Source organism: Streptomyces sp. NPDC059009 (assembly GCF_042740175.1).
Lineage (GTDB): Bacteria > Actinomycetota > Actinomycetes > Streptomycetales > Streptomycetaceae > Streptomyces.
The window spans coordinates 12606-27154 of sequence record NZ_JBHYJB010000063.1 but is presented as its reverse complement, the minus strand read 5'-3'; the positions used below and the strand labels follow the sequence as shown (position 1 = coordinate 27154).

Here is a 14549-nt window from a genome sequence, read left to right as displayed (position 1 = left end):
CCAGAAGGACTCCATGCGATGGCCACCGGTGGCCGACGAGCGCCGCTTCAACACCGTTGAAGGAGACGAAGATGCATGTCGCTGTGGTCGGACTCGGTGAGGCCGGCTCCCGTTACGCAACGGCCTTGGCCGCCGCCGGACACGAGACGACCGGATTCGACCCCGGCCCCGTCGCCACCCCCGGCGGTGTCCACCGCGCCGCAGACCTGGCCGACGCCGTACGCGACGCCGCGCTGGTCCTGCTGCTCACCTCGGCGTCACTGAGTGTCCGCCTGGCGACGCAGGCCCGCCCCGATCTCGCCCCGGGCGCCTGCTGGGCAGATCTGACCGCGGCTTCCCCGTCCACGATGACCGAAGCCGCCGAGGTCTTCGCCGATGCGCCGGTGTCCTTCGCCGATGTCGCGATCCTCGGCACGGTACCGCTTACGGGCGCACGTACGGCCGTGGTCGTCAGCGGCCCTGGCGGCTCTGCCGTCGCCGGGGTACTGCAGGGACTCGGCGCACCCGTCGAGCTGCTGACGTCTCCCGCCGGTGCTGCCGCCGCCCGTAAACTGCTGCGCAGCGTGCTGATGAAGCCGCTCGCCTTGGTGATCTGCGAAGCAGTGGAGGCCGCTCGCGCGGCGGGCTGCTATGAGTGGATGCGCGAGCAGATCACGGACCAACTGGGCACCGACGGACCGGTCATGATCGACCGGTTCCTCACTGGCACCAGGCAGCACGCCGAGCGCCGGTCGGCCGAGATGCGAGCGACGGTCGGCTATCTGGACTCCCTGGGCGTTCCGAGTGAGATGTCCAGCGCTGCAGAACAGGCACTACTGCGGCTGATCCGGAGGAAGTCATAGCCGACGGCTGATCCATCGGCTGCGCGCCAGTCCTTCGCCTGTCCACGGACAGCGCGACATCCGGGTGAGCGGACGGTTCGGGTGGGTCTCGCAAGATTCTCGGGCTCTGTCGCTGATTGCGGGGCGACGTCTTGTCAGCGCCGGTATCTGTTCGGCGAACGTGCGATGTGAGCAAGCGGAGTTGCTGCAGGTGAACCGTCTTACCCGCAGGCGGACTTCTGATCTACACCCGGCAACGGGCTGATCTGCAAGACACCGCTCGTAGGAGCAGTGCACCTGAGAAGATCTCTGCCCACACTCCGGGCACGTTCCTTCACGCCTCTGGGGGTGCGCCGTCACAAGCACTGCATGCTTCGTCAGCCACAGCTGGTCCACCTCAACCTCCGCACCAGGAACAAGGAGATCGGCGACGTGCCCATGCCCTTCCACACACAGGTGATTCCCCTGAGCCAACCGGCAGCCGTAGCCCTCAAGTCAGCGACAGAGCCACTTCTCATGGTCGCGTACACAGCGTGACTGTCGATCTTCTCGTGACGACGGCTGAGACAGCCCGAAAATCGCTCGGTCGGTGTGCGGTGTGGCCGACAGTGCTGCGCCGTGAACGAAGTATGGCCGCAACTCGCCGAGTTGCTGTTCTCCTCGCTGGGGCCCTGCGTGTGCGCAGTCCGGCGATCGACGGCGTGCGCACCGCACCTTGAGCACCAACCACCCAGCAGCGACAGCCCGTTGAACGGCAGGCGTCTCGCACGGCCACGATGAGGCGCATCGGATTGCGCAGCGCTTCGACCTGCGATGGTCGGGGCCGGGGAGGCGGTGGTCGAGGCGGGCACATGGCCGATGGTCGGGTTCTACCAGCACCGTCAGCCAGGTGCGGCGCACTGGATGCGCCAGATGTGACGCCGTTGTGATCGTGGTCGGGCCCGGTCGGACGCGTCCAAGAGCCGGACGGCGACGAGGTGGTGGCCTTCGACGGCGGCGTCGCCGACTACTGGTCCTACGCGCAGATCCGCGACCACATCTTGCTGCAGCCCTTGGTGGTTATTCCCTCGAGGAGTTTCGACGACGTACGGGATTTCGGCTGTGCTCGCTTCCTCGGCCCGTACGGAAATAGCGTGAGGGCCCATGATCGTATGGCTCAACGGCACCTACAGTGCAGGCAAGAGGACGGCCAGTGCACTCGTGCAGCCCAGCTGATCCCTGATTCACCGGTGTTCGACACCGAGAAGGTCGGCGGGCACTCATCGATATCGCACTTGGGCTGTCCGCGACGGACAACTTCCGTCACTGGCCGCCATGGTGGCGACTCGTCGGCGAGACAGCCCGCCACACTGAGCTCATCAGTTCTGCCCCGTCCTACCAAAGTTGAGGGATTCGACGCCTCGTCTCAACACTTTCCGTTGCTTGCCCGGTACCAGCCCGACCACTGGTCGTTGGGCTTTACTTTGTTGCACCACGTAGCGCCGTCTCGACCGACCACCCAGATCCAGGGATAGTCGGTGTGCTGGCCAGCTCCCCACACTCCGTCGGAGGCCCATCCGCCGAGTGAATCGAATCCGGAGCCACTGCCATCTGTGTACCACACGGCATGGTCGGTTCCGACGACGAAGGCCGCCCTCCAGCCAGAGCTGCTGGTGTAGTACCAGGGGGAGGTGCCACAGACGATCCGCCCACTGTCTCTTCCGAAGGTGAACGGGCAGGATGCATCTGGGACAGGGCTCTTCCTGCCAGTGGTTTCGTTGGCTGTTAAGGATGCGGAATCCGGGCGTTCTTGAGCAGCACCGGCGGGAATAGTGAAGGCGAGTAATGCGAAGAGTGCGGAAGCGATGATCGCGAAGGTCCGCTGTAGGGGTTTCATGCCCTCACCTTGGCAGGTACCGCAAACCATGAGGCCGGAATGTTGAGTTCATTCCAGAGAATGTCGGATTCCGCTGCCTACCTGGCCTGAATACTCACTTCTGCACGAAAGGAACACAGCAGACACGCGAAGCCGGGACCTCAAGACCTCCCGTGAGCTGAGCGGTCGGCGTTGCACCGTGGCCTCCGTCGCCTCGATCCTGCGCATCTTCAAGCCTTGACGTTCGTCGGGCCAACGCCGCTGCCTCATCAGGCCGCTGCGCGGGGACGCGTCCGCACTACCCAGGACGGAACAGGTGTGGCGAGCCCTGGACGGGCTGGGGCCGAAGGAACGAGCTCCTATTCGGCTTGGGTGCGGCTTTCTGGCGAGAAGCCTGATCTGGGATGGGTGTGGCTCCTTTGGAGGGACAGACTGAGCTGGGAATTCGCCTGGTCGATGGCGCGCAGCGCACGTGACCCCCAAGTGAACGCCGCAGGTCGTCGCGTCAGTCACGATGAAGGCCGGCGGCCCGACCGACGCTGGTGAACGCGGGGCGGCTCGCAGCGGCCGGAAGGATCACGTACCGCCTGCGGATCCGCACGTCCGTGCTGGTGAGGCCGTCCCTTCAAGGAGCCACACCCAATTGAGATCGTCCGCGGCGCCTGGAGCGTAGCTCCTGCCGGAGCCGCTAAACAACGTCCGAGCCAGGCGGCAGTGTCACGTCACCCCGCGCGCTGAGGGCGGGGGCCCGGAGCCGTCAGCGCGTGGGTTTGAGGATCGCCAGGGCGAACTCGGAGATGGCGTTGAGGTGGACCACGTCCACGACCGACTTGGCTGCGAGCCACTGGACGGTCTGGCGGGTCTGGTCGTCCAGCAGTTTGGCCTTCGCCGACTCCTCGATGAATGCGGCGAGGACCTTGTTCACATCGGCGGGGCTGAATTGGGCCTTCTGCCACTGCTCGGCGGCAAGCCGGGTCTTGGCGATCACCGGTTGGAGGTCCGGACGCTTGAGGAGCGGGCTGGTGGTGGCGTCGATGGCCCCGATGAGCTTAGCGGTCTGGTCCGCGGACAGCTCGGGGGCGTATCGGGCGAGGAAAGTCTTCACCGCCTGGCGGGTGTGGTCGTCCGCGGCCACGGCCTTCGGGATGTGGTGCACGCCTGTGGCAGCCAGGGCAGGGGCGGCTGCCCCGGTGGCGAGGACGGCGGCGGCGAGGGCGGTGGCGGTGAGGCGGGCGGCTTGGGGCATGGGGAGGGGTCCTTACCGTGAGTGCTGGCTGGTGTGGATGCTGGTTCCCCGAGGCAGCTTTACCCTCGCTCACGCGTTCCCCGGCCGCCCCCTCGACGCCGCCGCCCGGGTGACGCGGACCCTCGTCCGACGCCGGAAAGCTAGGCGGGCTCCGAGCACTGCACTTCACCAAGGCCACCTAGTGCTGCGTTCCTCATAGGACGTATACATAGCGACGCCCGCGTGTGCGGGGAGGGGCCGGGCCGACCCAGGCCCAGGGACCAGCTCAGCTTTCATAGGCTCGAACCCTGGTCTCGTCATAAGAGCCCCTCGTCGTGCGCCTTTGCGCCGGCCCATGGCCGAGTGGGCCAGCCGTCCCGACTCGTGAGCGACTCCTCCCAGCCCTGTTCCCGACGTTCAGCCTGGGCAAGGGGCCAACCGTTGCGACGGCATGATGAAGCACATCCAGCTCACCAGGGGCGATCACGCCAGGCCAAGGGCGAGGGGCGCAAGCCGAGCGCGGTGCTCCGCATCGACCAAGACCGCGCTTGGTTCCGCTGGCACGGAGTAGCAACAGGTTAAGGCTCAAGCTGAGCGACTTCGAGCGGCCCTATAGGGACTAGTCAGCCGCTGCCAGGTGGACACGCTCACGAAATACCCGCCGCTCAGCCGTTAGGCCGCCGCCCTGCGGACACCTCATAGTCGAGGCATACCGCGACAGCCTCGACCTGGCAGCTCACCACGACATCACGCTCAGAACGTCAGTAACGCTCCTGGCAGTCGTCCGGAAAGCGAGCATGAGCCTCACTCCTGGATGGATCTTGCAGGGACTGGGCAGATGGGTTCGGTCAGGTGCGGCAATGCCTCCAGGCTGTATGTGTCGCGCAGGGCTGTCAGTTGGTCCAGGTCCTGGGCGTCGAAGCATCGTCGCAGGACGTCGCCCAGCGGATGGTGTGCCCCGTACAGGTACGGGAGGCCCTCGTGGCGCAGGCACAGGTCGAGGAGCTGGCCGTGGGCCCGCAAGGTCGAGGCGATGAGCAGCGGGGTGGCGCGGGGGACCATGCTGTAGACGCCGATTCCGTATTGCGGGGCGGTGGTGGCACGGGCCGGGGGCCGGGACAAGCCCGGGTGGATGGCGCTGACGAGCGGCGCGGGCAACACGACAACCGCCGCAGAGGCCGTCTCGGTCCGCTCGGCCTGCCCGGGGCGACGCCATGTGACAGTGACCTCATCGCGCCGTTCCGTAACGGATGTGACCTCCGCGTCGACCGTCACGGGAACCTGGGCCGCCAGCCCCCGGGGCAGAAAATCGATCCCACGCCTCCCGTTGAAGAAGCGGGTGCCGGGGAAGTGCGCCAGATAGAAGAACAACTCAAGCGCGCTGACCTGGTCGGACGGAGCAAGGTTGAGGGTCTCGTGGAGAGGATCAAAGAGGTACTCGAACGCCTCACCAGGGAGATGACGCCGTGCGTAGGAGGCGACGTCCTCGCTGTCCAGCGGACCAGCGCCCGACAGATCCGACCACCGCAACGCCCCGTGATGGCGCAGCACTTTGGCGATCGGATGCGCGAGCGCCAACTTGGAGCGCAGTCCCAGCAGCGGGCTTCTCGCCCACTCGCGCCGCGCTGACGTATGAATCCGATGGATGTGCCCTTCACGGAGAAACCCGAGCAAGTCACTCGTGGGCAGAGTCTGAGCCCTGAGTCCCGCCAGATCAATCAGCTGCACCATCTCCCGGTAACAGCTCATGAGGAAACAGGCTCCGGTATCGATCCGAAACCCGTCGTGTTCGACAGTGGACATCCTGCCGCCCACCTTTTGGGCTTTCTCCAGGACCAGCACTTCCGCGCCCAGACGCTGGAGGTGGAATGCGGAAGTCAGGCCGCTGATCCCGGCGCCCACCACAACGACGCGTTGCCCCGCAAGGGTGTCTGTTGCCCCGTCGGTCCGCGTGGAATCCACGAAGGGCCTCCTTGTCACCCAGGGAGCCGGGCTCTAGCCCCACAGTCGGCGGTATGTGTGGATCGGATCCTCACTGTGATGTCTTTGACGAGCACCTGCCCAACCCCCTCTGGAGTAGAAACGGCTCTCCCGTCCGCTCGCCGGAGGAAACGAGGCAGACGGCGCATTCGCGGTCGGGGTGCACGCTCCCCAGCACGGAGGACGTCTGAGGCGACCTCCATTGTGTGGACGCTCTGAAAGTAGGTCCTGTTGATCCGAGGAGGGTGTCTGGTGGAGCCTGGTGCGGGGTGGCTGTGATGGTCACCATGAAGTTATGAACGCTGTACCTGAGGGCGTCCCTGCGCAGCATTGCCTGCCTCAGCTGGTCGCCGGCGGCGGTGCCATTCGGGCGTCTGATGACCAGGCAGGGGTTTCGCAGTAAGTGCGGCTCCGCGTGTGCAATCGTGGGCGGTCCTCTGATGCAGAGGCCGAGCAGGCCCCTGAGGTGTTCCACTCAGGGGTGTGGCTTGGTGGCCGCCGGGCTGCGAGGTAGTCGGGCCCACGCCCGCCGCGGCAGCGGACTGCCGGGCCACAGGGCTGCGTCCAACCCGAATGTGCAGGTCAGGTGCGTAGCGTGGATGGGTGATGCTGTGCTCGAGCTGGTTGTTGGGGGAGGTCTACTGCCGAGATCGTCGGTCAGTGGGCGAATTCGTGCTGGGTGAGGATCATCAACGCGCGTCCGAGCCAGGTGGCCGACTTCGCATCGAGGCGGGAACGACCCGTACGCACCACCCGACGGTATGCGCCACACGATGCGTACTTGACGCGCCTCGTATGGTCCCGTGCACCGGTGCCTGTGCCTGCCCCGTGCCGGGATTCTCGGGCGGGCCGCGGCGTCCTCCGCCCCGCGGGGCGGGCCCGGCCGCACTCGGCTCCCCCTTACGTGCGGCCGGGCCCGCCTCAACCGCGGGCCGCAGCGTGCGGGAGTCCGCCCGGCCTACGGGAGCCCCGGATACCGGTGGCAGTCCGAGCCACAGGTCTGCTCGGGGCGAGCACCACCGGGTGCCAAGGCGCCGTGTGCCCCGGCTTCTGCGGCCTACACACGTTGAACTGCGTACCTGTGGCTGGGTGTTATGCCGCAGACACTGCGAGGCCGGCCATCGTGAATCGCGCAACGCCGGCACTGGCGCCTTGAGGCGCCGTCTCGGCCTTCGCGTCGCGCGGCTGTGCACAGCCACACGTCTCGTGTCTGAGGACAGGGGAATCGAGCCAGTACGCCTCCAGTAGACGGGCCTCCGGCTTCGGGATCTGAGGTTCGTGGATACTCACGCCTTCTTCAACGACCCGCCATTGAGGGGGAGTTCGGTCATCCTCTCCCACCACGCAATGGGGCGAACATCACGGCAGGCCAGGTTTAACCCCAAGAACCCCACCATCACTGTGGTCACGGGCGTGACGGCGTGAGAGCTGGACCCTGTGCCCGTGGGCGCTTGTACGCCCATGGCGGGCAGTCGATGAGGGACGGGTACCACCACCGCGGAATGTCCACCCGAACACCCGAGACCCGCACCACTTGAACGTCGAATTGGTTGCATTGGCGCACCTGCTCGACGCAGAGGGGCAGTTCGCCGTGCACCGGGCGTACGTTTGCGGCAGAGTCGGCGCGTGAGCCGCACGAGCCTTGCTCCGCACGCTCAACTGGCAGACGTGAAGGGGTGGCCGAGCGTGACATCAGGGCTTCCCTTCTCGGTGGATGCGGTCGATGTTCTGGATACGGTCCTGGTCCAGGTCGTCAGTGAACTCGACGTCGACACTGCCCCCGAACTGTCCTGCGTTCTCAGACTCGTTGAGCAAAGGCACTGTGAACTGGGCCTGTCGCAGGTCACCTTCGCCGACTCCACCGCCTTGAACCTGTTGACCAGGCACTACCGCCATGCCGCCGCCAAGGGCGGCACGCTCAGCCTCGTGGACGTCTCCCTCCCCATCCGGCATCTGCTCGACATCACCGGAACCGCCGCCCTCTTCTTCCCCAACCCCGGTCAACCCAACGACCCTCACCCCTGAACAACTGGTACCCACCGGACACAGACCGCTGCGCGAAGCACTCCGTCCCCTCAGGTCACCGGAACGGCTTGTTTCCGCCGGTGTGGCCGACCTGATTCCGTAAAGCAGACGGGAGGAGGGGGCCTCGGGGCGTGGCAGCACGCGCAGGGGTACGTCCGGTTCTCTCTGAACACGCGTCGAGGAGTGGGCCCTGAGCGGGCAAAGGAGCCAAGTCCGTCAGGGCCCACACAGCACTCTGACGTGACTGCTCCAGAGCCCGCCGTCCCGCATCGCCGCCGACTGCGCACGGGACAGTCCCGGGCACAGCGTCCCAGCGCCCCGACAAGATGGCGGACGCAACCGAATCAGGCCGTGCAAGACGTCCACCAGGGCTACGCCGGCACATTCCGAGGCTCGGGGACAGCCGGAGGGGAGACCGTGGCCAAGGGCGCTACCACCACGGTCGGCGGAACCAGAGTGGTCACACTGAACTTCAAGGACAGCCACATGGAGGGCCAGGCGTACGTCGCAACGGCGGGCAAGCCGTACCCGGTCAAGATGGCGGCACAGCAGGGAGCCAAGACGTACACCTTCACCCTCACCTTTAGCGACTTCAACAAGCCGATCCATGTCCGTCACCGACCCTCACGGCTGCTGACGAACGAGGCCCCAGGGAGAGGTCCTCCTCGCGGACAGGGGAGCGATCGAGGCGACATGGCGGGTCCTCGAGCCACCCGTGCGCAGTAGCCCGCTCCGGCGCCAGTCGGAGTCGTAGAGCGGCGCCATGATCGAGCCACCACACCACTCCGCAGGACGCGATCAACGACTCGTCACTGATGCGGCGGCTACTTGGTGGCAGGGCAGGACGCTTGTGTCTCTGGCGTGGTGGGGGTCTGGGCATGCCAGACCTGGGTGCGATACCGGCCGCCCCAGCGCAGACATCCTTCGGAGTCATGGGCGCGAGCAGGGCCGGCGTAGCTGCGGTAGTTGCCGCTGCTCCGCACTGCAGAGGTTCCGGCGGGCTGGATGTAGGCGCTCATGTACGGCACGTCGGCGTACTGGGCGGCCGGGGTCGTGCGCAGGGTGACGGCGCAGGCCATGGCACGGCCCTTGTCGTAGGCGAGGAAGGTGGTGGCTTCGACGACTCCGTCCTCGGTGAAGGGGTGGCTCTGCCGCAACTCATAGCCGCCACCGCACAGCGTGCGTGCTCTGGCGGAGGGGTCCGGCTTCGGTGCGCTTTCGGAGGCTGCGGGCGAGGCCATTCCAAGGCATGTCGAAAAGGCTGCGAGGGCGACGAGGGAACGAGGAAGATGCATGAAACGAACCTGACTTTCTGGCGTGTTCGTCCTGGAAGACGGGGCCCGCACACCTCAGCACAAAGGTTTCGCCACGCGTCGTCGCCGCTCACCTGAATGGCGGTTCGGTGCAGCCTTGGCCATCCCAATCGGGGAACGGCGGCGCAGCAAGTGGACACCATGGCGAGGACCGCAACTACTTTCTTATGGGCCCCAGAAACGCAAGGACAGTCCCCCAGGCTGCCCACTACGGGCTGTCTGGGGGACTATCTCAATCACTGCGAAGACCGCGTCCTACCTGGTGAGGTCGCAATTCCTAGGGCCTAACCCTGACGCGGCACGAGTGCCGTCGCTCACGACCTTTCGGTCACCGAGTGGTTGCTTCAGCGGGACCGTCGTTTTCCATCTGCTGGGAAACCAGGATGCAGAACTCGTCGTGGTCCCTAGGTGTCTCGATCACTCTCCCCGAACGGAGTGCTCGCATTCCCTCACCGAGGCACTGCAGTCGGAGCATGCCTCACCCCAAAGGCCATCGTCAGGGTCCCCCCGTTCGTCTTGTCGACCCGCGCGCCTCAGCATCGGTGAACTGCCGTCCCATCGCTGGCACCGCTCCATGCAGAAGGCGCAGAGCCGCTGGCTGGTCACCCTGATCGAACGCATTCCACGACTCGAAACTCAGTTTTTGGAAAGACTGCCCGGACTCCGGCTTGTCGAGCGTCGTCACCTCGTGTCCGGACACGAGCATTGCCTGTAGCCCTCTCTGCCCGTTCTGCGGCACCGTGCTCAGCAAGGCGGCCTGCTGGCCAACTGGAGTTCGTCGTATGTGGTGGCCAAGGTCGGCAGGGCCAGTTGGTGAGGTTCCTCGCCTGCTGGATGGGCAGGTGCGTGGGATCATCATGGCCTTGTGTGACTGCCTCGGGCGCTCAGCGCGCGGATTGGCCCGATCAGAGTTCGGTAGACCGGACGCACCACACGCCCGGGAAGACGGCGGTGCCGTTCCTCCTGCCAGACCCGCGCCCTGCGATGCGCAGCGATGGGCGAGAAGCGGTCGGGGGTCGGGGGCTCGGTTGCGTGGAGCTCGATGCGGCAGAGGTGTTTCGTGCTGATGAAGCCGTACTGGCTGGGGCTGACCAGCCGTACCGGAGCGCCGTGGTCGCCGTCGAGGGGCTGGTCGTTGAGGCGGTCGGCGATCAACACGTCAGCGCCCAAGGCGTCCTCCAGCAACACGATCGACCGGTATGCGTCGAGCCCTTCGAAGACGACGTGGCTGATGGACGCGTCCGGCTCGAGCAGCGGTTGGACCTGGGCGCGGTAGAGGCTCTCGAAGGTGACTCCCTCCCACAGCAGGCCGGTCGCCGTCCATCCGGCGACGCAATGGAAGTCTGCGCGGAGCTCTCGGCGCGGCAGCTTCGCGAGGTCAGCGACGAAGAGGCGGACGGTCCGGGTCACCGCTCCGCCGATCTCGATCACCGGGTCGCTGGGGAGCGGCGGAGGCGGGTGATGGATGTGGGTGCCGAAGCGTGGGAATCCGTCGACGGCCCGTTGGCCCGGGGGAAGCGTCATGTCGGTCCTCCAATGGGTACGGGCCCCTTGGCCCTTCGGTTCCGTGCGGGGCGGACGGGAGGGGTGATTGTGCCCGGTCGCGGTGAACTGCCCCGTGGTTCACCGCAGCCGGGCATGCGACCCGCCTCGCCCCTTCGGGCTGGTGCTTCGTACGCTAGGACCTCCACCGCACGGGAGATTCAAGGGGCTGAGATGCAAGTCACTTGGACGATCGGGGAACTTGCCGCGCGTTCTGGGGTGTCGGTGAAGGCGATCCGCTACTACACCGACATCGGCCTGCTGCCGACGGTCTCGCGCAGCCAAGGAGGGCATCGACGCTATCCGCCGCAGGCGCTGGAACAGTTGCAGCTGATACGGCAGCTGCGTGCGCTGGACGTGCCGATCGCGGCTATCACCGAGGTCGCCACCGGTGGCCGGCGCCTGGACGAACTGGTGACCAAGCTCTTGGAGAACACACGGACAGAGCTGGCGGAACTCCGCTGGCGCGAAGCGGCGTTACAGGCACTGGAGGAATGCTCGGGTCAGGAGCGGCTACGCCGGCTGCGGGTGCTGGCCAAGGTCCAGCTCCGGCAGCAGGCCGAGGGGGACTTCACCCGTGCATGGCAGCGCGTCCTGCCCGTGAGCCTGCCGCCGCGCATGGCGGCGGCGATCACCGCACAGGCCGTTCCCGAGGTGCCGCGCGAACCTACACCCGCATCGGTGCTCGCCTATGCCGAGCTTCACTTTCTCGTCGCTCAACCCGCCTTCTTGAGCTACTGGGCCGTCTCCCACGTCCAGGACCAAGCATCGTTGTACGCGGCGTTGCTCGACGCCTCGCACGCTGCCATTCCCGACGTCGCAGCCGGCCGTGCACCGCACGGGTGCGAGGCGCTGGACGCTTTTTGCCGCGCCTGTGCTCGCGGCCATGACACGGAGGACACACCCGGCTTCCGGGCGTTCATGGCCGCGGACATGCAGACCACCGTTCCACTGTTCCGCCGCTACTGGGAACATCGGGACGCGCTCACCGCCGCCTCCGGGACGAGTCTGGGCAGGACGCACTGCTGGCTCGTGGATGGGGTGATCACCGAGCACGGACACGGTGCGGTGAAGCGGCATCCATCCGGTGTGGCAGGGGATCAGCAAGGTCAGTGAACCTGGCAGTGCGCCCTTACAGATCTGCGTTGGAGCAGCCTCTGCTGCAGCCGCTCCCAGCGCAGCTGCCGGGCCGCCATGATGGCTCGTTCCATCGCAACGGTCACACTCCCGTAGATGCCCTCCATCCCCGGCAGCCAGTGCCCCATTCGGGCCTCGATCGCGATCCTGGGATGGCCGTCTTCGTCCAGCCACTGCTTGTGGCCATGCCGGACCAGGTAGAGGCGTTCGGGGCGCTTGGGTGTGTAGCAGCCGCGGCGTTGCTTGTGTTCGGCGGGGGAGGTCTTGAGTAGCCGGGGCACGGCGTCGTCGAGGGCCATCCGCAAGACCATGATCACGTTCTGTGCGGTGCCCCTGGAGACCGACCTGCTGACGTGCTTCGCGAAGGAGCGGTAGGCGAGGACGTCGATCTCCGCGACGGTCTTGTGCGCGAACTAGAAGTAGGGGCGTATGTGGGTCTCGACGCGGGAGCGGTAGGTCTTCTCCGTGAGGTGGGTGTGGTCGAGGCCGGCGAGCCACTCGTCCAGCCAGTCCGTCATCAGTGTCACGCCCGCACGGTTGCTGACGTGGGTGCCGTGGCGGATCTCGTAGAGCTGGTCCTGGCCCCGCACGGGAGTCGGTCCGACGAGCAGCTCCTCGAGGAGAACGCTGACGTCGTCGAGGGCGCCGCACCGATGAGCATGGCGAGTGGGCGGCGTGGGTCGAGCCCAAGCAGCGCCTGGAGGCCGAGGCTGTGGACGCACGACGTCGCACGGACGAGGACCGGGCCGCTGCTCGAATGTCCTGGGACAATTGGCCGACTGTGGCTGAGCATTATGCCGACGACCCTGACGACGCCCTTGACCTCTACGGGCAGCGCCTGTGCCGGTACGCCGTCGCGAAGAACGCCCGCGGTGACTGACCTGGCGAACGCCCCCTGTGCCAGGGAAGGACCGGGAGCATTCCGTCTTGGCCGTGACTGTCAGTGGCACCCTCTAATGTTCTCAACAGGACGTCCACAAGGCCGAGTTGAAGGAGGTGGGTGTCGTGCAGGCTGAAGTTCTTCGAGCATTTCGGTTCGCGCTTGATCCCACCCCGGGGCAGGTCGAGGCGTTTGAGCGGCATGCGGGTGCGGCCCGGTGGGCGTTCAACCACGCGCTGGGCATGAAGGTGGCCGCGCACCGGCAGTGGCGCACGCAGATGCAGGAGCTTGTGGGCCGGGAGGTGCCGGAGTCTCTTGCGCGGAAGAGGGTCCGGGTGGCGGTGCCGACGGCGGCGTCGGTCCAGAAGCATCTGAACCTGATCAAGGGGGATTCGCGGGCGGGAGGGCTGCCCGAGAATGCGTATGGCCCGGAGCGGCCGTGTCCGTGGTGGCATGAGGTCTCCACGTACGCGTTCCAATCGGCCTTTCGGGATGCGGATCGGGCGTGGGCGAACTGGCTGGAATCGCTGGCCGGGCGGTGGCCGGAGAGTCGGCCACCCGCGGTTCAAGAAGAAGGGCCGGTGCCGTGATTCATTCCGTCTGCACCACGACGTGAAGAAGCCGACGATTCGCCTCACGGGATAGCGGCGTCTCCAGGTGCCGCGCCTGGGGTCGGTCCGTGTGCACAACTCCGCCAAGCGCCTCGCTCGTCTGGTGGACCGGGGGCATGCGGCGGTGCAGTCGGTCACCATCAGCCGGGCCGGCCACCACTGGTACGCCTCCGTCCTGGCCCGCGTCGAGCAGGACCTGCCGGACCGGCCCTCGCGGCGGCAACGGGGGGCAGGTGCGGTCGGGGTCGACCTGGGGGGCAAGACGCCCGCCGCGCTGTCCGCGCCGATCACCATGCCCGGCCAGGCTCCCCGTCTGCTGGTGCCCAACCCCCGGCACCTTGCCGCCGATACGAAACGGCTGGCCAAAGCACAGCGGAACCTCTCGCGGACGGTCAAGGGCTCGCGTCGGCGCCGTAAGGCCGCCCGCCACCTCGGTGCGATTCACCACTGGGTCGCGGAGCGACGCGCCACGTATCTGCACACGGTCACCAAGCTCCTGGCCACCACGTACGCGACGGTCGCGGTGGAAGACCTCAACGTGGCCGGGATGTCGGCATCCTCGCGCGGCACCCTCGCCGACTCGGGCAAGAACGTCCGACAGAAGGCTGGACTCAACCGATCGATCCTTGATGTATCCCCGGCAGAGATCCGGCGACAACTCACCTACAAGTCCTTCTGGTACGGGTCCCAGCTCGCCGTGTGCGACCGGTGGTTCCCGTCCAGCAAGACGTGCTCGGCCTGCGGGTGGCAAAACCCACGCCTGACCCTGGCCGACCGCGTATTCACCTGCACCCAGTGCCACTTGGTGGTCGACCGAGACCTCAACGCAGCCCGGAACATCGCCGCCCACGCCATACCCGTGCCGGTCCCCGGCACCGTCGCCCCCGGTACGGAGGAGACGCAAAACGCCCGTGGAGCAGCCACAAGACCCACCACCCCACAGGGTGGAAGGCAGGCCGCGTTGAAGCGGGAAGACCCAGTACCGGCCGGGCCACCTCGTGAGAGCAATCTCCTGACCGTCCCCGCGAATGCGGAATCCGCGACGATGCACGCGGAGAAGCAGCAGGTTGCCGAGGGCGCGCTCCTCGCACGTAGGGACGGACCGGAGTTCCAGCGCCGCTTCCGCCGCGAGGTGCGGCGCGCCCCTCTCACGTAGGGAC

General features: G+C 66.7%; 12 protein-coding genes and 1 pseudogene. 6 read left to right on the top strand and 7 right to left on the bottom strand.

The window, feature by feature from the left end; genetic code table 11:
- The first annotated feature begins 71 nt into the window (after positions 1-71).
- Complete coding sequence (locus ACFWYM_RS41410; protein ID WP_384849745.1) at positions 72-842, top strand: DUF1932 domain-containing protein; 771 nt, start codon at positions 72-74, stop codon at positions 840-842.
- Here ACFWYM_RS41410 and ACFWYM_RS41405 read toward each other — a convergent pair.
- A complete protein-coding gene (locus ACFWYM_RS41405; protein WP_384849800.1) occupies positions 837-1181 on the bottom strand; it encodes a transposase family protein in 345 nt (114 codons plus the stop codon). The genes ACFWYM_RS41410 and ACFWYM_RS41405 overlap by 6 nt on opposite strands.
- 783 nt (positions 1182-1964) lie before the next feature.
- On the opposite strand from ACFWYM_RS41405, the pseudogene ACFWYM_RS41400 reads away from it, so the two are divergent.
- Positions 1965-2166, top strand: a pseudogene (locus ACFWYM_RS41400) (ATP-binding protein); the annotation flags it as partial.
- 1267 nt (positions 2167-3433) lie between these two features.
- Here ACFWYM_RS41400 and ACFWYM_RS41395 read toward each other — a convergent pair.
- Both ACFWYM_RS41395 and ACFWYM_RS41390 read right to left on the bottom strand, forming a co-directional pair.
- A complete protein-coding gene (locus ACFWYM_RS41395) occupies positions 3434-3922 on the bottom strand; it encodes a hypothetical protein (RefSeq protein WP_384849742.1) in 489 nt (162 codons plus the stop codon).
- A gap of 783 nt (positions 3923-4705) precedes the next feature.
- Positions 4706-5863 (bottom strand): protoporphyrinogen/coproporphyrinogen oxidase, encoded by a 1158-nt coding sequence (locus ACFWYM_RS41390; protein ID WP_384849739.1) that lies wholly within the window; start codon positions 5861-5863, stop codon positions 4706-4708.
- Between the two features lie 1644 nt (positions 5864-7507).
- Between ACFWYM_RS41390 and ACFWYM_RS41385 the strand changes: the two genes are divergently transcribed.
- Positions 7508-7906: an STAS domain-containing protein gene (locus ACFWYM_RS41385; protein WP_384849736.1), complete on the top strand. Its 399-nt coding sequence runs from the start codon at positions 7508-7510 to the stop codon at positions 7904-7906.
- A gap of 824 nt (positions 7907-8730) precedes the next feature.
- Here the strand turns inward: ACFWYM_RS41385 and ACFWYM_RS41380 are convergent.
- Both ACFWYM_RS41380 and ACFWYM_RS41375 read right to left on the bottom strand, forming a co-directional pair.
- The gene (locus tag ACFWYM_RS41380) at positions 8731-9147 is read right to left on the bottom strand and encodes a hypothetical protein (RefSeq protein ID WP_384849733.1); all 417 of its coding nucleotides are present in this window, start codon (positions 9145-9147) and stop codon (positions 8731-8733) included.
- Positions 9148-10074: 927 nt separating this feature from the next.
- A complete protein-coding gene (locus ACFWYM_RS41375) occupies positions 10075-10743 on the bottom strand; it encodes a molybdopterin-dependent oxidoreductase (RefSeq protein WP_384849730.1) in 669 nt (222 codons plus the stop codon).
- A gap of 192 nt (positions 10744-10935) precedes the next feature.
- Here ACFWYM_RS41375 and ACFWYM_RS41370 point away from each other — a divergent pair, with 192 nt between their 5' ends.
- Positions 10936-11877 carry a MerR family transcriptional regulator gene (locus ACFWYM_RS41370; protein ID WP_384849727.1) on the top strand — a complete coding sequence of 314 codons (942 nt, stop codon included), beginning with the start codon at positions 10936-10938 and terminating at the stop codon, positions 11875-11877.
- On the opposite strand, the gene ACFWYM_RS41365 is transcribed toward ACFWYM_RS41370, so the two are convergent.
- Together ACFWYM_RS41365 and ACFWYM_RS41360 are read right to left on the bottom strand one after the other, a co-directional pair.
- Positions 11871-12197 carry a hypothetical protein gene (locus ACFWYM_RS41365; RefSeq protein WP_384849724.1) on the bottom strand — a complete coding sequence of 109 codons (327 nt, stop codon included), beginning with the start codon at positions 12195-12197 and terminating at the stop codon, positions 11871-11873. The genes ACFWYM_RS41370 and ACFWYM_RS41365 overlap by 7 nt on opposite strands.
- A 114-nt stretch (positions 12198-12311) precedes the next feature.
- Entirely contained in the window at positions 12312-12488 is a 177-nt protein-coding gene (locus ACFWYM_RS41360; protein ID WP_384849721.1) for a hypothetical protein, read from the bottom strand.
- A gap of 415 nt (positions 12489-12903) precedes the next feature.
- On the opposite strand from ACFWYM_RS41360, the gene ACFWYM_RS41355 reads away from it, so the two are divergent.
- Positions 12904-13368, top strand: coding sequence for a helix-turn-helix domain-containing protein (locus ACFWYM_RS41355; protein WP_384849718.1), 465 nt, complete (start codon positions 12904-12906; stop codon positions 13366-13368).
- Between the two features lie 91 nt (positions 13369-13459).
- Positions 13460-14545: an RNA-guided endonuclease InsQ/TnpB family protein gene (locus ACFWYM_RS41350; RefSeq protein ID WP_384849715.1), complete on the top strand. Its 1086-nt coding sequence runs from the start codon at positions 13460-13462 to the stop codon at positions 14543-14545.
- The last annotated feature ends 4 nt before the right edge of the window (positions 14546-14549 follow it).

Bases quoted from the DNA above. Each gene is read 5' to 3' on its own strand.
- ACFWYM_RS41365 (WP_384849724.1), bottom strand. From the start codon at position 12,197: ATGGCCCTCGACGACGCCGTGCCCCGGCTACTCAAGACCTCCCCCGCC.
- ACFWYM_RS41410 (WP_384849745.1), top strand. From the start codon at position 72: ATGCATGTCGCTGTGGTCGGACTCGGTGAGGCCGGCTCCCGTTACGCA.
- ACFWYM_RS41380 (WP_384849733.1), bottom strand. From the start codon at position 9,147: ATGGCCTCGCCCGCAGCCTCCGAAAGCGCACCGAAGCCGGACCCCTCC.
- ACFWYM_RS41370 (WP_384849727.1), top strand. From the start codon at position 10,936: ATGCAAGTCACTTGGACGATCGGGGAACTTGCCGCGCGTTCTGGGGTG.
- ACFWYM_RS41375 (WP_384849730.1), bottom strand. From the start codon at position 10,743: ATGACGCTTCCCCCGGGCCAACGGGCCGTCGACGGATTCCCACGCTTC.
- ACFWYM_RS41395 (WP_384849742.1), bottom strand. From the start codon at position 3,922: ATGCCCCAAGCCGCCCGCCTCACCGCCACCGCCCTCGCCGCCGCCGTC.